Raw genomic sequence first — 20,265 nt, forward strand, 5'->3', positions numbered from 1 at the left:
CCAGTTCAGCCTTGCAGACGCCTGGCGATTGTATCGCGCCCGATCAGAAAGCTGAGCGCGCCCATGTCCGGGCCGTGCGACTGCCCCGTCAACGCCAGACGCAGCGGCATGAACAGAGCCTTGCCCTTGGCGCCGGTGGCGTCCTTGATCGCCGCCGTCCACGCGCTCCAGCTCTCGCGCGTATATTCGGCGGGCAGCAGTTCGAGCGCCTTGGCGGCAAACGCAGCGTCTTCGATGGTGGCCTCTATCTCACCGCCAACGACCTGCGCCCACAGGGTAACATCGGCGAACTTGTGCAGGTTGGCCTTGACCGTATCCCAGAAGAGCTCCCCCAGATCGGCATCTAGCGCCTTGAGACGCGGCTGCGCCTCGGCATAGGACATGGCTTGCAACACCGCCGCATTCAGACGCATCAGGTCGTCGAAGTCGTAGCGCGCCGGGGCGCGGCCCATCTTGTCGAAGTCCTGAAGTTCGGCCAGAGCATCGAGCGAGGGCGCGACCTCCAGCGGGTCCGACGTACCGATCTTGGCCAGATGCGAGGTGATGGCGATCGGCTCGATGCCGTCTTCGCGCATCTGGGAAATCGACATCGAGCCCAGACGCTTCGACAGACCCTCGCCGTCCGCCCCGACCAGCAGGGTCATGTGCGCAAAGGTCGGTAGCGGGGAACCGCCGAAAAACGCCGAAAGGGCCTCGAAAATCTCGATCTGCGTGCCCGTATTGGCGACGTGGTCTTCGCCGCGGATGACGTGGCTGATCTTCATGTCGATATCGTCGACCACGGACGGCAGGGTATAGAGAAACGCCCCGTCCTCGCGGATCAGCACGGGGTCTGACATCGAGGTCGTATCGACTTCGCAGTGCCCGCGCACCAGATCTTCCCAGGCGACGCGCTTGCCTTCCAGCTTGAAACGCCAGTGCGGGCGGCGGCCCTCGGCCTCGTAGGCGGCCTTCTCTTCGGCGGTGAGATTGAGCGCGGCGCGGTCATAGACCGGCGGCAGGCCACGCGACAACTGTACCTTGCGGCGGCGGTCGAGTTCTTCGGACGTTTCGTAACAGGCATAGAGACGCCCGTCGGCCTTCAGCGCGTCGGCGGCCTTCTGATAGATGTCGAAGCGCTTCGACTGATTGTAGCGCTCCTGCCATTCGAGGCCGAGCCATGTCAGGTCGGTCTCGATCAGGTCTTCGTTTTCCTTGGTCGAGCGTTCAAGATCGGTGTCGTCGATACGCAGCACGAAGACGCCCTGATTTTTGCGCGCGAACAGCCAGTTGATCAGCGCGGCGCGCACATTGCCGGCGTGGATGCGGCCGGTGGGCGAAGGGGCAAAACGAACCTTGACGGTCATGAGGTATCCGGAGCTTGAGACGAAACGAGCGCATTCCAAAAAGTGTGTAGCGGTTTTTGGATCAAATGCGCGACAAAGATTTCGGCTCTCATACGCCCTGTGACTTCGTTTTTAAAGCCCGGATTTAAACGGTTTCAGCCATACGCGCGAAATCGATCTCGACAGGCTGCCCCGCGTCGGTCAGGCGGCGCTGATAAGTCTCCAGTACGTGGCTCAAGCGCATACAAGCCTCCTCGAAGGCCGCGCTTTCGTGATCGAGGCTCAGGGGCCTCAGACAATGGTCGATAAGATCGGACGGCTGGTCGTAACGCTCGGTCATGGCGCGCTCCTGCGATGTCCCCGCGACGACAGTATAGCGCAGGTTGAGCCCAATTACGCGTTCAAATGTGAGCCCAGACTTCGGTTATATCCGATTGCAGCGCCCGACTTACCGTCTCGACCTGTTCGGAGGACAATAACACCACGCCGGGGTTCAGCACTTCAATGGCAAACCGTCCGAACGCCGATTGCCAGACATAGTTCAGGCGGTTGAGATCGACCTTGCCACCGCAGCAGGGCGCGGTCGTCGTCAGGTCGCGAAAACCGGATTCGCTGGCGGCCTCCATAGAATCGAAAAACCAGCTTTCGGCATCTTCACCACAGAGATTGCAGGTTACGCCTGACCAGTTACTGCCCGGATCGAAGAAGCGAACGTCATCCTCAAAGATCGCCTCGATGGCGTCTGCTTGCGGCAAGAGTTGGTTGAGACACATCAGTGCAGCTTGTGCGGCCTCAGGCTGAGGCTGCCAGTGTGGATCGCTTGGCACCAGTCTCAAAATCGTATCAGACACCTGTTCCCCCAAAACAGCAATAGGGGCGCTGTTGCCAGCGCCCCTATTCAGCTTTTAGTCGTCGCGGTGGACGCGTTCGGAGCGCTCGTGGCGTTCCTGCGCTTCGATCGACAGAGTCGCCGTGGGACGGGCCTCCAGACGACCGAGGCCGATCGGCTCACCCGTCTCTTCGCAGAAACCGTAGGAGCCGTCGTCGATACGACCGATGGCTTCGTCGATCTTCGAGATCAGCTTGCGCTGACGGTCGCGCGTGCGCAGTTCCAGCGCGCGATCGGATTCGGACGAGGCCCGGTCGACAAGATCGGGGTGGTTCTCGGTCTCTTTCTGCATGATCGAGACGGTTTCCTTCGAACCCGCCAGGATTTCATTCTTCCAGTTGACCAGTTTTTTGCGGAAATAGGCGAGCTGACGCTCGTTCATATAGTCTTCGTCGTCGCGCGGACGATAGGTATCGGTATTGGAAAGCTCGACTGCACTCATTTTAGCACCACACCCCACAGAATTTGTTCATCGGAGCCCGCGCCGCTTTTCCCTTAAGGAAACAACGACCCACCGTCATGGCTGTAACTGCAAAAGAGAGGCCATAAATGCACGGGTCCGATGGGGCGGCTTATAATGCGCTTTCCGGGAACTGTGAAGCGGTTTTAACGGCAAAAGCGCTTGGAACGCCGCCCGCAACCCCCTTATTTATAAAGGTTTTGTAAAAAAAAGAAATGGTGCGCCGCACACAAGCAAACCGCACCCGACTCTCCTGATAGGAGAATCCTACATCAGCTTGCGTTTGGCCATCTCGACATAGGCCCGCGTCTCGATTTCGTTCAGCACACCTTGCAGCCGCTCGTCCTCGATATCCTCGCGCTGGGTTTCGATCATCTTTTGCAGGGACACCAGCGCATGGTCGTCGATCACACCGCCCAACAGCGACACTTTGAGGTCTTCGAGAGCATCGAGAATATCGTTCGAGCGCTTGATCTGACGACGGCGACGGCCGGTCATCACATCGTCCTCGGCTTGCAGAGCCAAAAGCGCGTCGAGCCCGCTCAGCGACATGGCCTGAGACACCGATGCCGCGGACGCCGTGGAACGCGCCTCGCCCGATCCTTTAAGCGAGAACCCGCCCGCCGCGCGCTTGGGCGCGCTGGCGGCACCGGTCGCGGCGGTCCCCATAGGTCCGTTGATCTTCATGTTCATGGCTGCCCCGGAACTGCTAAGCGGTAATATACTCATGTGGGTCACAGCCGTTCTGGCGAAAACAACGTCAGGATTCAATAGACATCGCGTAAGCGGTCATTATTTGCCGGGTACGGTTTCCAAGCCCTTAACAGGCGGCATTTTTTTCCGCATTGCCGACATGCGGAAAAACACGCGCTCGAAACGCCTTGATTCCTATAAATAAAAGATTTTTTGTCATCTGGCACGACATTCGCATCACGGAAAACATGGTTAACGCCACTCCTGTGAGATTTCCGATTATGCGTCTGCTGACCCTTCTCCTGACCGCCCTGTCCTTGCTTCTGCCGCTGAACGCGAACGCCGCGTCGCGCATCAAGGATATCGTCAATGTCGAAGGCGTGCGCGACAACCAGCTGATCGGCTACGGCATCGTCGTCGGGCTCAACGGCACGGGCGACACGGTGCGCAACTCGCCCATGCTCAAGCAGAGCCTGGAGAGCATGATGGAGCGCATGGGCGTCAATATCCGCGACGCCAATCTCAACACCAAGAACGCCGCCGTGGTCATGGTCACCGCCAACCTGCCGCCGTTCGTCGCCGCCGGTTCCAAGATCGACGTCACGGTTTCCGCCGCGGGCGACGCCAAGAGCCTGCTGGGCGGCACCCTGCTGATCACCTCGCTGTTGGGGGCCGACGGCGAAGTCTATGCGGTCGCTCAGGGCACGGTGCAAACAGGTTCGGTCTCCGCCGGGGGAGCGTCGGGGTCTTCGATCACCAAGGGCGTGCCGACCGCCGGCCGCATCGCCTCCGGGGCCAATATCGAACGCGAGATCGGCTTCGACTTCAACAGCCAGCCGATCATTCGCCTGACGCTGAAAAACCCGGACTTCACGACGGCGCTGCGCATCGCCGATACGATCAACAAGGCCAGGCCCGGCACGGCCTATGCCGACAACCCGACCATCGTCGCCGTCCGCGCGCCGCCGGGCAGCAACATGATGAACTTCATCGCCTCGATCGAGCACCTGCCTGTCGAGGTCGACACCCCGGCCAAGGTGATCATCGACGAGGTCAACGGTGTCATCGTCATCGGCGACAATGTGCGCATCTCGCGCGTCGCCATCGCTCAGGGCAACCTGACCATTTCGGTCAACGAACGCCCCTTCGCCAGCCAGCCCGGCGCCTTCTCGCAGGGCCAGACCGCCGTCCTGCCCGACAGCCAGGTCTCGGTCGAGGAGGAAAAGGGCAAGAAGCTGTACGACCTCAAGGAAACCGCCTCGCTGAGCGATGTGATCAACGGCCTGAACGCATTGGGGGTCAGTCCGCGCGACATGATCTCCATCCTGCAAACCATCAAGGCCGCCGGTGCCCTGCAAGCCGAAATCGAGGTCATGTAATGAACGCCCCGGACATCAGCAATACCCTCAACCTGCAAGCGGCCAGTCTGAACAAGGCGACGGGCAAGGATCCGAAAAAGACCGGCGACGAGTTCGAGAGCATGGTCATTTCCCAGATGCTCAAGCCGATGTTCGAAGGGCTTGAGACCGACGGCATGTTCGGCGGTGGCGAAGGCGAAGAGGCTTTCCGTTCGTTCTATCTCGACGCCATAGCCGGTCAGGTGGTAAAATCGGGCGGGGTCGGCATTTCCGATACCGTCCAGAAGCAATTGCTCATGATGCAGGAGGCGCAAGGCTGATGGCTATTTCCGCTCACAACGCCAACGATCACGCCGCGCAACTGCTGGTCCTGACGCAACGCCTGACCGAACGTTTGACGGCGGAAATGGCCGCGCTTGAGGCCCACCGTCCGTTTGAAATTCACGCCGCCGCCGAAGAGACACGCGGCCTGTCGGCGCTCTATCGTCAGGAAACCCTGCGTCTCAAGGCCGATCCGTCGCTGCTGAGCGGCATGGACGCCAAGACCAAAACGGCGCTGCGCACCGCGACCGAGGCCTTCGTCACCGTGTCCGAACGCCATGCTCGCGCCGTCGAAGCGGCCAAAACGATCTCCGAAGGGATCATGAAGGCCGTGGCCGACGAGCTGGCCGAAACACGCAAGCCGACCCTCACCTATGGTCCCGGCGCGGGCCTCAAGGACAAGGGCGCCCATTCGCTCAACTACGGATTCAAAGCGTAACCTCCACGCTCCCTTATATTTTTTTTAATTCCGGCTTGGTACGGTGTCCCCGATTCTGGGGATATTCATGACTTTCAGCCTGCCGCGCCTGCTTCAACGCTATCGCCATCATCACAAGGGGAATGTGACGATGGTGTTTGCGCTGAGCCTGACGGCGCTGCTGGGCCTGACCGGCGGAGCCATCGACTACTATTCGGCGTGGTCGGTCAAGTCGAGCCTTCAGGACGCGATGGACGCCTCGGTTCTGGCCGGTTTGCACCGCGACACCGATCTGCGCGCCCCCGAAGCCAGCAAGGTGTTCGCCTCGAACCTCCCCGCCGATCTGAAAATCACTCCGACCTACGCCACGGACGCCACAACCCTCAGCGGTCAGGCCAGCTATGACAGCCCGACCGTGATGCTGGGTTTGGTCGGCATCAAACACCTGCCGTTACGGGTCGCCGCGACCGCGGTCGGCACCCCTGGCGGCGGTGCCTCCGGCCCGTGCATTCTGGTGCTCGACCCCACCGGCGCGCAGGCCCTGCTGGTCAATTCAGGGGCGAAAATCGTCGCCCCCGAATGCGAAATCCACGTCAAGTCGAAGGCCAGCCCTGCGGCCATCTTCAACTCGGGCTCATCGCTTGAGTTCAGGAAGCTTTGTCTCGAAGGCAGCAATGTCATCCGCAATTCGACCACGGTCAACAATCTGGTCCTGAGCTGTCCGACGGCCAGCGATAGCTGGGGGCCAACCCTGCCTGCCGTCGCCGACAGCGCCTGCACCACGTCGAACGGCAATTTCAACGACGCGACCGTGAATTTGACGCCCGGCACCTATTGCGGCTGGTTCAACTTCAACAACGGCGCGGCGAAGGTCAATTTCGCGCCCGGCCTCTATGTCATCAAGAATGGCGGCTGGAACGTCAATGGCGGCACCTGGACCGGCAAGGGCGTGACCTTCTATTTCGCCGACACATCTAAGATTCAGTTCAATTCGGGCATCGCCGCCAGCCTCAGCGCACCGACGACCGGCACCTATAAGAATGTTTTGTTTTATGAAAAGCCCGCCCTGTCGAAGTCGGACTTCATCTTTAATAATGCCAAATCCAATAAGATGACGGGTCTGATCTGGCTGCCCAGCCGCAACGTCACCTTCAACGCGCAGTCCCTGATGGACAGCGACAGCCTGACCCTGGTCATCAATCGCCTGATCGTCAATCAAACGGCGTGGAACCTTGGACCGGACAGCGCAAATGCCTCCACCAGCAGCGGTCTGACCAATATCCGGCTTGCCAAGTAATCTGGCGAAATAGCTTACGCGACGCTTACGGCTTTAGTGGTCGCATGCTGCGAAAAACCGGTTTCCACTTTTTCGCAGCATGCTCTAGTTCACAAAACGTTCTTGAACCCTCGCCGGAAATCGGGCAAGGATCGATGGCCTGTCAGACCGTGTCCAAAATTTCATACTGACACTTTCAGACAGCAGAGTTCTGCCTATATAGGCGGATTGATCCGTGCTGAATGGAATTGCGTACTATGGCCGATGCCCGACACGATAAGGACTCCCTGATGACCAGCTCGAATCTGATGCAGGGCTTCATCAAGGTACGCGGCGCGCGCGAGCATAACCTCAAGGGGGTCGATGTCGACATTCCGCGCGGCAAGCTGGTGGTGCTTACCGGTTTGTCGGGGTCGGGCAAGTCGTCTTTGGCGTTCGACACCATCTATGCCGAAGGCCAGCGTCGTTACGTCGAATCGCTGTCGGCCTATGCGCGGCAATTCCTCGAGCTGATGTCGAAGCCCGATGTCGATCTGATCGAAGGCCTGTCGCCGGCCATTTCCATCGAGCAGAAGACGACCTCGAAAAACCCGCGCTCCACCGTCGGCACGGTCACCGAAATCCACGACTATATGCGCCTCTTGTGGGCGCGCGTCGGTATCCCCTATTCGCCCGCCACCGGCCTGCCGATCGAGAGCCAGACCATTTCGCAGATGGTCGACAAGATCATGGCCCTGCCCGAAGGGACGCGCCTGCTGTTGCTGGCGCCCTTCGTGCGCGGCCGCAAGGGCGAATACAAGAAGGAAATCGCCGACCTCCAGCGTCAGGGTTTCCAGCGCCTCAAGGTCAATGGCGAATATTACCCTATCGAAGAGGCCCCCAAGCTCGACAAGAAGTACAAGCACGATATCGATGTCGTGGTCGACCGCGTCGTCGTGAAAGGCGGTCTGATGCAGCGTCTGGCCGACTCGCTTGAAACCGCCTTGCGGCTGGCCGACGGTCTGGCGATTGCCGAATTCGCCGATATCGCTGAGGGCGAGAAAGAACCCAAGCGCCTGATTTTCTCGGAAAAGTTCGCCTGTCCGGTATCGGGCTTTACGATTGCCGAAATCGAGCCGCGCCTGTTTTCGTTCAACAATCCGTTCGGGGCCTGTCCGACCTGTGACGGGCTGGGCGTCAAGCTGACCTTCGACCACAGCCTGATCGTGCCGAACGAGGCCGAAACCCTCAAAGGCGGGGCCATCGCCCCGTGGTCGAAAGGCCCCTCGCCGCTCTATGCGCAGACGCTGGAAGCCCTGGCTCTGCACTACGGCTTCAAGATGGATACCAAATGGCGCGCCCTGACGCCGGAGGCGCAGGGCATCATCCTGCACGGGTCGGGCTCGGAAAAGATCAAGTTCACCTATCAGGACGGCTCGCGCCGCTACGACGTGACCAAGCCGTTCGAGGGCGTCATCCCCAACATGGAGCGTCGCTACCGCGAGACGGATTCGTCGTGGGTGCGCGAAGATCTGGGCCGCTATCAGGCCGAAACGCCGTGCGAGGCCTGTGGCGGCAAGCGCCTCAAGCCGGAAGCCTTGGCCGTCAAGGTCGATGCCCGCGACATCGCCGAAATCTCGCAACTGTCGATCAAAAAGGCCCACGCCTGGTTCGCCGAGCTTGAGCAACATCTGACGGAAAAGCAGATGGATATCGCGCGGCGCATCCTCAAGGAAATCCTCGACCGTCTGAACTTCCTCAATGCTGTGGGTCTCGACTATCTCAACCTGTCGCGCAATTCCGGCACCCTGTCGGGCGGCGAATCGCAGCGCATCCGTCTGGCCTCGCAGATCGGGTCCGGCCTGACCGGCGTGCTCTATGTGCTCGATGAACCCTCTATCGGTCTGCATCAGCGCGACAACGATCGTCTGCTGGAGAGCCTGAAAGGTCTGCGCGACCTCGGCAATTCGGTGCTGGTGGTCGAACACGACGAAGACGCCATCCTGACCGCCGACTACGTCATCGACATGGGCCCCGCCGCCGGTATCCATGGCGGTGAGGTCGTCGCCGAAGGCACGCCCGAAGAGGTCAAGAACAACCCGAAATCTCTGACGGGTCAGTATCTTACCGGGAAACGTGAAATCCCGCTGTTCTTCTCGAAGGACACCGATCAGGAACGCCGCCCGATCGACAAGAAGCGGATGCTCAAGGTCATCGGGGCGCGCGGCAACAACCTTAAAAACGTCACCGGCGAAATCCCGGTCGGCGTCATGACCTGCATTACGGGCGTCTCAGGCGGCGGCAAGTCGTCGTTCACGCTGGAAACGCTGCATAAGGCGGCGGCGCGACGGCTGAACAACGCCTCGGCCAATGCCGCCCCGCACGACAAGATAGAGGGGCTGGAATTCTTCGACAAGGTGGTCGAAATCGATCAGTCGCCCATTGGTCGCACCCCGCGCTCGAACCCGGCGACCTATACCGGTGCCTTCGGACCGATCCGCGACTGGTACGCCGGTCTGCCGGAATCCAAGGCGCGCGGCTACGGGCCGGGGCGCTTCTCGTTCAACGTCAAGGGCGGGCGCTGCGAAGCCTGTACCGGCGACGGCCTGATCAAGATCGAGATGCACTTCCTGCCCGACGTTTACGTCACTTGCGACGTGTGCAAGGGCAAGCGCTATAACCGCGAAACGCTGGAAATCTCGTTCAAGGGCCATTCCATCGCCGACGTGCTCGACATGACGGTCGAGGAAGGCGCCGAGGCCTTCAAGGCCGTGCCGACGATCCGCGATAAGCTGGAAACGCTGAAACGCGTGGGGCTCGGCTATATCAAGATCGGCCAGCAGGCGACGACGCTTTCGGGCGGGGAGGCGCAGCGCGTCAAGCTGTCGAAGGAACTGTCCAAGCGCGCGACGGGCAAGACGCTATATATTCTGGATGAGCCGACGACGGGCCTACACTTCGAAGATACGCGCAAGCTGCTGGAAGTGCTGCACGAACTGACCGACCACGGCAATACGGTGGTGGTCATCGAGCACAATCTCGACGTCATCAAAACGGCGGACTGGCTGCTCGACTTCGGCCCCGAAGGCGGCGATGGCGGCGGCGAAATCGTCGCCTTCGGCACGCCGGAAAAGGTGTCGGACAATCCGAAATCGTGGACGGGCAAATACCTGAAAGATATTCTGGCGCGACATAAGACGCGGAAGAAAAAGTAGAAGCCCACAATCTACGAATTCGGCTATGAACCCGGCGTTAACCCTATTCGGGCATCTAATCTGAGAACGTTCCCGCTCAGATTCGGATTCCGCCATGCGCCGCCCTGCTCTCCTGTTTTCGGTCGCCCTGATCGCCCTCACCGGACTGACGGCCTGCGGCGGCAAGCCCAAGACTGAACACGGGGCCGATCACGGCGGTGGGGACGCTCACGCGGCCGCCGAAGGCCATGGCGATGCGGCGGATGCCGGACACGGCGATACCGGCCATGGCGGCGCGCAAATGGCGCAGATCGCCCACTGGAGCTACGAAGGCGACGACGGCCCGAGCCACTGGAATCAACTCGGCGGCGACAACACAACCTGCGCCAGCGGGCACCGGCAATCGCCGATCAACCTGTCCGGCATGGCCGGGGCCAAGACTGTCAATATGACGCTCGACTACACCTCGTCCGCCGCCAAGATTCAGAACCTCGGCCACGTCGTTCAGGTCTCGCCGACCGATGGCGGCGGCGTCATCATGGACAATGTGCGCTATAAGCTGATCCAGTTCCACTTCCACACCCCTTCGGAACATACGATCGACGGCCATCGCGCCGCCATCGAGGCGCACTTCGTCCATAAGAACGACAAGGGGGAATTGCTGGTCATCGGCGTCCTGTCGGATGTCGGAGTCGCCGACCCGATGCTGGCGCCGATCTGGACCTATCTGCCGACCGATCCCGGCCCGGCGGCGGTCATCCCCGACGTGCTGATCAATGCGCGCGACCTCATGCCGGCGACCGAGGAGTTTTATGCCTATTCAGGTTCGCTGACCACGCCGCCGTGCTCGGAAAACGTCACCTGGCTGGTCTATGCCTCGCCTCTGTCGATCAGTGCCGAACAGGTCGACGCCTATCAGCGCCTGACCGGCCCCAATGCCCGCCCGATCCAGACGGCCCAGGGACGCGACATTCTGCATATTATCGGTGGTTAAGAGCGCATTCCAAAACCTGTGATGCGGTTTTTGGCCTCAAATGCGCGACCTCAGACAAGCGTTTTGGCGGCCTTGAGCATCTTGTAGGCCGAGGCCACCGCGCCCACCGTGATGGCGGTCGTCAAGGGCGCGATCATGCCATTGACGAAGAGGGACAAGGCATTCAGCGGCGACAGAATATTGGCCAGTTGCGACATGTCCGGTTGAGGAATTTCCGACAGCGCCTTGATATCCTTACCTGTGATCAGCGATGCCAGAGCGGTATAAACCGAATTGATCAGGACGGCGACGACCACGGCCATGAGAAATGCCACGATAAACCCGCCAAGCAAGGACCAGAAGCGACCTTGAGTCAGTTTTAGGGAGCCCGTGATATTCAAACGACCTTCCTCGAAGCTCTGAACGCTCACCATCGACAAACGCACCATCAGCCAGATATTGAAAGCGATGGTCGCCATGACCGTTAGGGCGCCGATGATTGGAATAAGAGCTTTCATTACCGCCCCGGCTATCAACGAAAGCAAGGTGCCGAGAACCCCGATAATGACGGCGCAAATCAATCCGACGACGATAACGATGAAGGTCAGAATGAACGACAAGGCGACCTGACGCACCTCATCCTTGCCTAACCGCAAAAACCCGAACCTATCCGAATATCCCCCCAGTACGGCGCGATAGATAGCGCACGTAATGACCGCCGAAAAGACCAGAGACAGCATGACGGTCAGCAAATAGGCAGGCCCGAAATGCAGTAACAGGCCGGGAATGGCGTTCGGGTCTTTCAGAGGCAATCCCCTGAAAAACAAATCGAACTCGGAGGCTAAGACGTTCCATTCAGCACCGGCCACGGACATCAGCAGCGCGGTCGACAAAACGATCCCGGCAAGCAGTACCACACCCCACCATGCAGTCAGGATGGGGCGTTCACGGATGATGCGGAACCCTTCGAAGGCAAAATCGACGGACAGGGCCATAGGGGCGCGGCTTTCAGGAGACAAGCGAACTAAAGATACTATCCCTTAGCCCGCAACTCCATGATTTGCCTATAGGCCGAGGCTAAAAAAGCGATACTGACCGGCAGGAAGACAGCGATGCCCAGCGCCAGATTGACGATCAGGGCGGGTGTGAGTCCGGCTATATTGCCTGCATTCGGGATGACGGCGCTCACGACGATGAACGGCAGGGCCAGATAGGCATAGCCGAGGAACAGCTTGACCGTCTGTCCCGACGACAGGGTCAGCGCGTTCAGCGACACCACCCGATGTTCGGCCACCGTCGCCGCCTGATGCAGCCACAGCTTCACCGACAGGATGGTCAGGGTCAGCATGACGCCTGCAATGGCCACCAGAAGCACGATGCCCTGCGGCTGAGGCCCGTTGACCAGTTCGAGGAAGAAGCCGTGCGGCGTGCTATGGCTTTGATCCGCTAACCCCGCCGCGCCCAGGAACAGAGCCAGCATGACGCACAGGGTCGCGAACACCATCAACCAGAATAGCGCGACCAGCAGCCCCGCCCCGATCAGGCGCAATTCCGGCTTGCCGAACTGTATACCGCCAAGACCCAGTCCTTCGGCCTTCGCGTAACGTTCGCCGAACAGAGCGACACGGTACAGCCCGCCTGCGACCACAAATTGAAACAACAGGCTGGTCATGATCAGCCCGCGGCGTAATCCAATCTCGATTTGCGGCACCTGACTGATCAGCACCAGCGCGAACAATGCCGCCAGCGCCAGCCACGACTGACGCCACAGCGTCGGCAGGGTCGCGACCGCACTTTTTAAAGCCCCCACCAGATGGAACGCCGGACCGAAACTCATTGCACCCATATCCCCACACAAAGGCTCAAGCCACGTGACAGCCTTAACCATGCGACAATCTGAAACAAATCCTTTCGCTTTTAAAGCGCAAAGGTAAGCCTGCCATGATTTTGTCGTCGCCCCGTGACATCACAGCCCGCTGAGATTATAGAGCGGGCATGACACATTCTTACTCCCCTGTTCATATCATCGGCGGCGGCCTGGCCGGTTCCGAGGCCGCCTGGCAGTTGGCTCAGGCCGGTGTGCCCGTCGTTATCCACGAAATGCGCGGCTCGGAAACGACCGACGCCGAAGGTCAGGCCAGCCTGCGCGGCACCGATGCACACCAGACCGACGGTCTGGCCGAACTGGTTTGTTCCAACTCGTTCCGCTCCGACGACTGGGAATTCAATGCCGTAGGCCTGCTGCACGCCGAGATGCGCCGCGCCCACTCGCTGATCATGGCCTGCGCCGATACACACCAGGTGCCCGCCGGCGGCGCGCTGGCCGTCGATCGGGAAGGCTTTTCGCAAGCGGTGACCAAGGCCCTCACCGCGCATCCGTTGATCACGCTGGTCCGCGAGGAAGTCACCTCGCTGCGCGACAAGGACTGGGATAATGTCATCTGCGCCACCGGGCCGCTAACGTCCGAGCGCCTGTCCGATGTCATTCTGGAGCTGACCGGCGAAGGGCATTTGAGCTTCTTCGACGCCATCGCGCCGATTGTACACACCGACTCCATCGACATGAACATCGCCTGGCGTCAGTCACGCTACGACAAGGAAGGCCCCGGCGGCGACGCGGCAGCCTATATCAACTGCCCGATGACCAAGCCCGAATACGAGGCCTTTATCGACGCCCTGCTCGACGGCCCCAAGGCCGACTTCAAGGACTGGGAGCACGTCCCGTATTTCGACGGCTGCCTGCCGATCGAGGTTATGGCCGAACGCGGTCGCGAAACCCTGCGCTTCGGCCCGATGAAGCCGGTCGGCCTGACCAATCCGCGCGATCCGCTGGTCAAGCCGCACGCCATCATCCAGTTGCGTCAGGACAATGCGCTGGGCACGCTCTACAACATGGTCGGTTTCCAGACCAAGCTGAAGCACGGCGCACAGGCGGAGGTCTTCCGCATGATTCCGGGCTTGCAGAACGCGCAGTTCGCGCGTCTGGGCGGTCTGCATCGCAATACCTTCATCCAGTCGCCCAAAGTTCTGGATCGTAATCTGCGTTTGAAGTCCCTGCCCACCCTGCGGTTTGCGGGACAAATCACCGGCGTCGAAGGTTATGTCGAATCCTCGGCCATCGGTCTGCTGGCCGGACGGTTCGCCGCGGCTCAGGCGAAGGGCGAGACGCTGGACGCGCCGCCGGAAACCACGGCTCTGGGGGCGCTGATTGCGCACATCACCGGCGGGCATCTGGCGGATGAGAAGGCCTCGTTTCAACCGATGAACATCAATTACGGCCTGCTGCCGCCGCTGGAAGCCCCGAAGGTTGACGAGCATGGCGTCAAGATTCCGCTCAAGGAACGCGGCCGCGCCAAGAAGCGGCTGATGAGCCTGCGCGCCCTGCGCGATATCGACCTATGGCTGGTTGCCCAATCCGAGAGAGCCGATGCTTAAGACCTCGCTGAAAGCCTTTGTTTGTGTAAGCGTTCTGACCCTGACCGGGTGCGCCACCGACGGTCCGACGCCGACACCGTTGCCGGTCGTGATCCCATCGTCCCTGACGCCGCAGCCGGTCCTGATGTTCGACGTGCAGAAGGAAGGCCGCAAGCTCTATACGCTTAACGACGAGTTCCCCTATTGCGACCGCACGTCGGGAAAGGTCATCGTGGTGCCGAAATGGTTCCAGACCGACTTCGCCTCGGTGCCGTGGTACGGGCAAATGGCCGTCAACACCAACGGCCCGACAATCCGCGCCGCCATCATCCACGACTGGCTCTACGCCATCGGCGAACCGGGCAAGCGCAAGGATGCCGACGATATCTTCTACTACGCCATGCGCAAATGGGGCGTCAGCGAGATCGAGGCACGGATCGCCTATAATGCCGTCCGTCAGGGTGGCGAGCGAGGCTATGGACTGGCGTCGGACTGGGTGTTCATCAATCCGGCGCAACCGGGCGTACGTCTGGCTGCCCCCTTCCCAAAGCCGAAGACCGGTGTGGTAATGGTTCTGCCGCAGTGCAAGGGCTTCGAAGAGATGATCGCCAAGGGCTGGAAGGCCTATGCGCCGAAGCCGGTGATCGTGGAACAACCGAAGAAGAAGCCGCTGTTCGGGATTGGCTAAATCCGGCCCGACACGAACGCCCATAATAGACGGGCGCGTACCGAAAACGCCCCGCGCGTCCGGCCAAACCACACATCCCCCGCCAGAGCCGACGGCAGAACCAGCGGCAACAAAGCCGTTGGAACGCGTTTCAGCGCCGCGCGCGCTTCGCGGTACAGATGCCGGTACTCGGCCTCCCCCGCCTCTTCGTCCCTGAGCAGGCGCGCCGCTTTCAGCGCCGCCAGCGCCTGAAAACGGGCGGGCGCCGCAAGGGTTTCACTATCGGCCTTGGCGTCGAGCAACCGCGCGGCCTGCCGAATCAACAGGACGGCGCCGTGATCGGCTACCGTCAGCGCATCGCGCATCGACAGCTTGCCGTCCAGAAGCACGCGATGCGCTTCAATAGCCGTGCGAAACGCTTCGGCGTCGAGCCCCTGTTCACGGATAAGCGGTTCCAGCGCGGCGCTCAGGGGATGATACCGCACCTTGCCGCCCGCTGCGATTTCCTCGATCGCCTCCAGCCACCAGGTATAGCGGATATCGCCCAGCAGCGGCTCGGACACACGTGCCGGAACATCTCGCAGCAGTTCGATAAAGGCGAAAATCGCCAGCACCTGTTCGCGCTTTTGCACATCATCGATGAAGTTGGCGCTCAGGCGCACGATCTCATCGCGCGGTACGGTTTCGGTATCGATGTCGGTCATAGCTTCTCCTCCCTGTCGCGCCAGCGATGGGGAGGTGGATTTTTGAGCAACGCTCAAAAAGACGGAGGGGGATGCCTCCGCCGGAGATATCCCCCTCCACCATCCATCGCTGCGCTCGGACGGTCCCCCTCCCCATGCCTGCGGCACAGGGAGGAGAAATCATATTGCGCAAAATTAACCCTGAGGCGACTTCTTGCCCTTGAAGCCGCCCACATCGACGACCTCGGCTTCGGTCTGGTTACGGTTGACGCCCCACAGCAGGATCGCCGGCGCCGCGACGTAGATCGACGAATAGGTGCCGATGATGATACCGAAGATCAGAGCTACCGAGAAGGAAAACAGCGCCTCCCCGCCCAGCACGGCCAGACCGGTCAGGGCCATGACCGCCGTCACGCCGGTGATGATCGTCCGCGACAGGGTCTCGTTGATCGACAGATCGACGATGTCCTTGAGCGGCAGCTTTTTGTATTTACGCAGGTTTTCACGGATACGGTCGAAGACGACGACGGTGTCGTTCATCGAATAGCCGATGATGGTCAGGATCGCCGCGACCGCGGTCAGGGTGAATTCCAGCTTGAAGATGGCGAACAAACCAAACGTCAGGATCACGTCGTGGACGAGGCCGAAGACGGCGCCCAGACCGAACTGCCACTCGAAACGGAACCAGATATAGACCATCATCAGGCCGATGGCCCAAACCAGGGCCAGCACGCCACCGGTCAGCAGTTCGCCCGATACCTTCGGGCCGACCACGGTGGCAGGCTTGAAGGTCGCGTCCGGGAACTCGGCCTTGAGGCTGGCCTGCACCTTGTCGACCGCCGCGCCGGGATTGCCCGCCGGGGTTTCGAAACGGATCAGGGCCTGCTCATTATTCGTACCCGCCGTCTGAACCTGAAGGTCGTGCAGATTGAGCTTGTTGAGCGTCTCGCGCACCGCGCCGTCATCGACGCGCTGGGTACGGCTCATTTCCAGAATCGTCCCGCCCTTGAAATCGACGCCGCAGTTCAGGCCACCGCACGGCGGGGTCCCCGGCCAGATGGTGAAGAACAGCGAGGCGCAAACGAGGCCGACCGAAATCATGCCGGCCACCTTCGAAAAGCGGACGAAGTTGAAATTGGTCTTTTGCGGCAGGATCTTGATCAGCGGCCACTTGGAATGATTGACGTGATCCTCGATCGGCAGGGTCTTGGGGCGACGGGCCTGATACCACCAGGCGAGCAAAACCTGCGTGACCAGAACCGCCGAAAAGACGGAGGTCACAACACCCAGCGACAGGGTCCAGGCGAAGCCGCGGACCGGTCCCGCGCCGAAGAAGAACATGATCGCCGCGGCCCCCAGTGAGGTCAGGTTGGCATCGACGATGGTCTCGATGGCCTTGGAGAAACCGGCGTCCAGCGCCCCGATAACGTTACGCCCCGCTCGGACTTCGTCGCGCATCCGCTCATAGATCAGCACGTTGGCGTCCACGGCCACGGCAAGCGTCAGGATCAGACCGGCGATACCCGGCAGCGTCAGGGTCGCTTGCGTCACCGACATGCCGGCGATCAGCAGGACGAGGTTGACCAACAGGGCCGCGATCGAGATGCCGCCGAACAGCCAGCCATAGGCCAGCACCATGAAGATCAGAACCGAGATGAAAGCGATAATGGTCGAAAGCTGGCCCTTGGCCACCGAGTCGGCGCCCAATTCAGCCGAGACGACGCGCTGTTCCTCGATATTAAGAGGCGCAGTCAAGGCCCCGCCGTTGAGAATATTGACCATTTCCGAGGCTTCCTGAACCGTGAAGCCACCGGTGATCTGACCCGAACCACCCGTGATAGCGCTGACGATATTCGGCGCGGAAACGATCTTGCCGTCGAGGATAATGGCAAAGGGCTTGCCGATATTGGCGGCGGTCACTTCGCCGAATTTGCGCGCGCCCTGACCATCGAAGCGGAACCCGATCGCCGGACGGTTGTTCTGATCCGTGTCGACGAAGGCCTTGGTCAGGTTTTCACCCGATACGACAACGCGCTTTTTGACCACCATATAGGGGGCCAGCTTCGGATCGGAGGTCGGCAGCAGTTCCGAGCCCGGCGGAATACGACCTGCCGCGAGGTCGGACGGGCTCACCGACTGATCGACCATCTGGAAGGTCAGCTTCGCCGTCGTGCCGATCACGCGCTTCAACTGCTCCGGATCGCTTTCGCCGGGGGCCTGCACCATGATGCGGTTGGCACCCTGACGGATAATCGTCGGTTCCTTGGTCCCCAGATTGTCGATACGGCGGCGCACGGTTTCGATCGAGGCATCCACCGCGCCGGTCGAGGCAGCAGCCTTGCCTTCGGGGGTGTAGGTCAGGCGGATCGTCTGGCCGTCACGGTTCAGGTTGAACTCGCGCGCCGACGGATTGTTGGCCAGCGGCGTCGCCAGCGCGTTGAGGGTGGTCTGGGCCTGTGCGACCTGAGCCGCGTCGTTAATGGTAACACGTACCGTGTCGCCCTGCGCCGTCAGACCGGTAAAGGCGATATTGGCCGTCCGCAGGCGCTCGCGCACCTCTTCGGTCAGGTTCTTCACCCGCTCCGCCGCCAGGGCATCGGTATCGACCTCCAGCAGCAGTTGCGAGCCGCCTTGCAGGTCGAGACCCAGATTCAGCCCGTTCTGCGGCAGGAATTTCAGATTGTCCTTGACGCTGTGCGGCAGGACGTTCGGCAGGGAAAACCAGATACCGGCGAGGGTGGCGATGACCACCAGCGCGATTTTCCAGCGTGAAATTTGCATCATGGGCGGGTAGACCTAAACATTATAAACGCAAAAAGCCTGCCCGCAGGATATGCGAACAGGCCGGGTAGCTCATTGGAGTATTAAGCGGCCTTATCGTTGGCGGCGGCCGGTTCACCCTTGGTGCGAACCTCGGTGACCATCGCCTTGACGACGCGGACATTGACGCCCGAAGCGATTTCGACCATCACCTCGGCGTCCTCGACGCGGGTGATCTTGCCGATCATGCCGTTCGACAGGACGACCGTGTCGTTGCGCTTGATGCCGGAAATCTGGGCCTGATGCTCCTTGGCGCGCTTTTGCTGCGGGCGGATGATCAGGAAGTACATCAGGGCGAAAATCGCCACGAAGGGCAGAAGCTGAAGCAGGGCGGCTTGATCCAAGACAGGGTCTCCGTCAGTCGGTGAGGCGCCCGAAAACAGGCGCAATTAGAGATGCGCCATACATAGGCGCAGAAACAAAAAGGTCAATGCGCTTTTTATAGGTCCCTTATGAGGTCGGCATCTGCAATCGTTTACGGCAGGACCAGCGTTGGATCGAAGGGCTTGGCGATTTCCGACGATGGCGTGTAGCGTATCTCGAAGTGCAATTGCGCCCGGTCGACCGCACCGGTCTTGCCCAGCGTCCCCAGAGCCTGCCCCTGCTCTATCTTCTGGTTGGCCTTCACGCTGACCTTGCCCAGATGCGAATAGCCGGTGTAGAAGCCGTTGGCGTGCTTGATATAGACAGTATTGCCTAGTTCCTTCACCTGATCGCCGACATAGACGACCGTGCCTTCGTCGGCGGCGACGACCTCGGCACCTTCCGGCCCGCCGATATTGATGCCGTCATTGCGCACGTTCGGGCCGAGTTGACCGTAACGGACCAGCACATTGCCCTTGTACGGCCACACAAAGCGGCCCTTGCCGAGCTTCGCGATGCCCGTCTGATCGGGGAAGGCTTTGGAAATGACCGGCGGCGTGGGCTTGATCGGCTCGACCTTTTCGGCCTCCTTGACGACCGGCTTCGGAGTCGGCGGCACAACGACGGGCTTGGGCGCAGGCGTAACGACCGTGGCGTCGGCCACCTTGACCGGCGGCTTTTCGACCGGTTTCACAGCGGGGGCCTTATCGGCTTGCGCGACGACGGTCTTGACCTTTTCCGGTGCCGGACCGTTGGCGTAGGCCTCGATACCCTTGTCTTTCGCGGTTTCCGGCAGCAGCACCTTCTGCCCGATGCGCGTCACCGACGACGCCGTCAGGCCGTTCAATTGATACAAGGTCTGGATCGGCACGCCGAACCGGCGCGACACGCCGTACAGCGTATCCTGCGCCTGCAAGGTATAGACGTAACCGGCGGTCAGGGTTTTGACAGAGGGCGTCACGGCGGGCTTCGCCGCAGCCGGTTTCGGCTCGGGCGTTTTCACCGCAAGCACCTTATCGGCAGGCGGCGGCGGCGGAGGAGGGGGCGGCGGCAATTCGTTGGTCGTGATCTGCCCTTTCGTCCCCAGCCCCTGCACCCCGGCATTTTCGTCGACCGGCGGCTCAGGCGTCAGGGCCTTTTCAGGCGACGGCGCCTCGGCGACCGGCTTGTCCTGCATATAGATCGGATATTTGGGAGCCTGAGGCGCGACCGTACAGCCGGCCAGACCGACACCGGCTGCCAGAAGTGTGGAGAAAAGAAACTGGACGCGCATGATCGTCTCCCGGCACATTTCAGGACATCTTTATCCTCCCTTTATGAGGGAATTATGGATAACGAAAGATTACCGAAGACGCCTCTCGGTCACGTTTTAAAAAGGATTCGGGGGATCAATTTAAAAAAATAACGCACCCCTGCATCCAAATCCCGGTCC

The 20,265-nt window shown here is 60.7% G+C and carries 19 protein-coding genes; 8 read left to right on the forward strand and 11 right to left on the reverse strand.

The genetic code is table 11. The annotated features are described in order from the left end of the window. Positions 1-5: 5 nt before the first annotated feature. From gltX to AEYBE204_RS24960, 5 genes are all read right to left on the reverse strand, one after another. Positions 6-1,346, reverse strand: a complete 1,341-nt coding sequence (gene gltX, locus AEYBE204_RS24940; RefSeq protein WP_023461138.1) for a glutamate--tRNA ligase — start codon at positions 1,344-1,346, stop codon at positions 6-8. A 124-nt stretch (positions 1,347-1,470) separates the two neighbouring features. After that, entirely contained in the window at positions 1,471-1,665 is a 195-nt protein-coding gene (locus AEYBE204_RS24945; RefSeq protein ID WP_023461139.1) for a hypothetical protein, read from the reverse strand. Positions 1,666-1,726: 61 nt separating this feature from the next. Next, entirely contained in the window at positions 1,727-2,098 is a 372-nt protein-coding gene (locus tag AEYBE204_RS24950) for a hypothetical protein (RefSeq protein WP_023461140.1), read from the reverse strand. 132 nt (positions 2,099-2,230) lie between these two features. Next, positions 2,231-2,656 (reverse strand): RNA polymerase-binding protein DksA, encoded by a 426-nt coding sequence (gene dksA, locus AEYBE204_RS24955; protein ID WP_023461141.1) that lies wholly within the window; start codon positions 2,654-2,656, stop codon positions 2,231-2,233. Positions 2,657-2,941: 285 nt separating this feature from the next. Continuing rightward, positions 2,942-3,367 carry a flagellar assembly protein FliX gene (locus AEYBE204_RS24960; protein WP_023461142.1) on the reverse strand — a complete coding sequence of 142 codons (426 nt, stop codon included), beginning with the start codon at positions 3,365-3,367 and terminating at the stop codon, positions 2,942-2,944. 281 nt (positions 3,368-3,648) lie between these two features. Between AEYBE204_RS24960 and AEYBE204_RS24965 the strand changes: the two genes are divergently transcribed. The 6 genes from AEYBE204_RS24965 to AEYBE204_RS24990 all read left to right on the forward strand — a co-directional run bounded on the left by AEYBE204_RS24965 (position 3,649) and on the right by AEYBE204_RS24990 (position 10,907). Further along, entirely contained in the window at positions 3,649-4,746 is a 1,098-nt protein-coding gene (locus AEYBE204_RS24965; protein ID WP_023461143.1) for a flagellar basal body P-ring protein FlgI, read from the forward strand. Further along, complete coding sequence (locus tag AEYBE204_RS24970; protein WP_023461144.1) at positions 4,746-5,045, forward strand: rod-binding protein; 300 nt, start codon at positions 4,746-4,748, stop codon at positions 5,043-5,045. The genes AEYBE204_RS24965 and AEYBE204_RS24970 overlap by 1 nt, the downstream gene beginning before the upstream one ends. After that, positions 5,045-5,485 (forward strand): hypothetical protein, encoded by a 441-nt coding sequence (locus AEYBE204_RS24975; RefSeq protein WP_023461145.1) that lies wholly within the window; start codon positions 5,045-5,047, stop codon positions 5,483-5,485. The genes AEYBE204_RS24970 and AEYBE204_RS24975 overlap by 1 nt, the downstream gene beginning before the upstream one ends. Positions 5,486-5,552: 67 nt before the next feature. Next, entirely contained in the window at positions 5,553-6,761 is a 1,209-nt protein-coding gene (locus AEYBE204_RS24980) for a TadE/TadG family type IV pilus assembly protein (RefSeq protein WP_023461146.1), read from the forward strand. Between the two features lie 287 nt (positions 6,762-7,048). After that, entirely contained in the window at positions 7,049-9,934 is a 2,886-nt protein-coding gene (uvrA, locus tag AEYBE204_RS24985) for an excinuclease ABC subunit UvrA (protein WP_155908268.1), read from the forward strand. Between the two features lie 94 nt (positions 9,935-10,028). Then, positions 10,029-10,907 (forward strand): carbonic anhydrase, encoded by an 879-nt coding sequence (locus AEYBE204_RS24990; protein ID WP_023461148.1) that lies wholly within the window; start codon positions 10,029-10,031, stop codon positions 10,905-10,907. A 50-nt stretch (positions 10,908-10,957) separates the two neighbouring features. On the opposite strand, the gene AEYBE204_RS24995 is transcribed toward AEYBE204_RS24990, so the two are convergent. Beyond that, complete coding sequence (locus AEYBE204_RS24995) at positions 10,958-11,881, reverse strand: hypothetical protein (protein ID WP_023461149.1); 924 nt, start codon at positions 11,879-11,881, stop codon at positions 10,958-10,960. 38 nt (positions 11,882-11,919) lie between these two features. Continuing rightward, complete coding sequence (locus AEYBE204_RS25000) at positions 11,920-12,774, reverse strand: hypothetical protein (protein WP_155908240.1); 855 nt, start codon at positions 12,772-12,774, stop codon at positions 11,920-11,922. Positions 12,775-12,881: 107 nt separating this feature from the next. Between AEYBE204_RS25000 and trmFO the strand changes: the two genes are divergently transcribed. Continuing rightward, positions 12,882-14,321 (forward strand): methylenetetrahydrofolate--tRNA-(uracil(54)-C(5))-methyltransferase (FADH(2)-oxidizing) TrmFO, encoded by a 1,440-nt coding sequence (gene trmFO, locus AEYBE204_RS25005; RefSeq protein ID WP_023461151.1) that lies wholly within the window; start codon positions 12,882-12,884, stop codon positions 14,319-14,321. Continuing rightward, positions 14,314-14,988 (forward strand): DUF1353 domain-containing protein, encoded by a 675-nt coding sequence (locus AEYBE204_RS25010; RefSeq protein WP_023461152.1) that lies wholly within the window; start codon positions 14,314-14,316, stop codon positions 14,986-14,988. Before trmFO ends, AEYBE204_RS25010 begins: the two co-directional genes overlap by 8 nt. Here AEYBE204_RS25010 and AEYBE204_RS39350 read toward each other — a convergent pair. The 4 genes from AEYBE204_RS39350 to AEYBE204_RS25030 form a co-directional block, all read right to left on the reverse strand. Further along, entirely contained in the window at positions 14,985-15,671 is a 687-nt protein-coding gene (locus tag AEYBE204_RS39350; protein WP_023461153.1) for a squalene/phytoene synthase family protein, read from the reverse strand. The genes AEYBE204_RS25010 and AEYBE204_RS39350 overlap by 4 nt on opposite strands. A gap of 174 nt (positions 15,672-15,845) precedes the next feature. Continuing rightward, positions 15,846-18,434, reverse strand: coding sequence for a protein translocase subunit SecD (gene secD, locus AEYBE204_RS25020; protein ID WP_023461154.1), 2,589 nt, complete (start codon positions 18,432-18,434; stop codon positions 15,846-15,848). An 80-nt stretch (positions 18,435-18,514) separates the two neighbouring features. Continuing rightward, positions 18,515-18,814: a preprotein translocase subunit YajC gene (gene yajC / locus AEYBE204_RS25025; RefSeq protein ID WP_023461155.1), complete on the reverse strand. Its 300-nt coding sequence runs from the start codon at positions 18,812-18,814 to the stop codon at positions 18,515-18,517. Between the two features lie 131 nt (positions 18,815-18,945). Beyond that, positions 18,946-20,106, reverse strand: a complete 1,161-nt coding sequence (locus AEYBE204_RS25030) for a M23 family metallopeptidase (protein ID WP_162148391.1) — start codon at positions 20,104-20,106, stop codon at positions 18,946-18,948. Positions 20,107-20,265: the final 159 nt, after the last annotated feature.

The organism is Asticcacaulis sp. YBE204 (assembly GCF_000495855.1).
GTDB lineage: Bacteria > Pseudomonadota > Alphaproteobacteria > Caulobacterales > Caulobacteraceae > Asticcacaulis.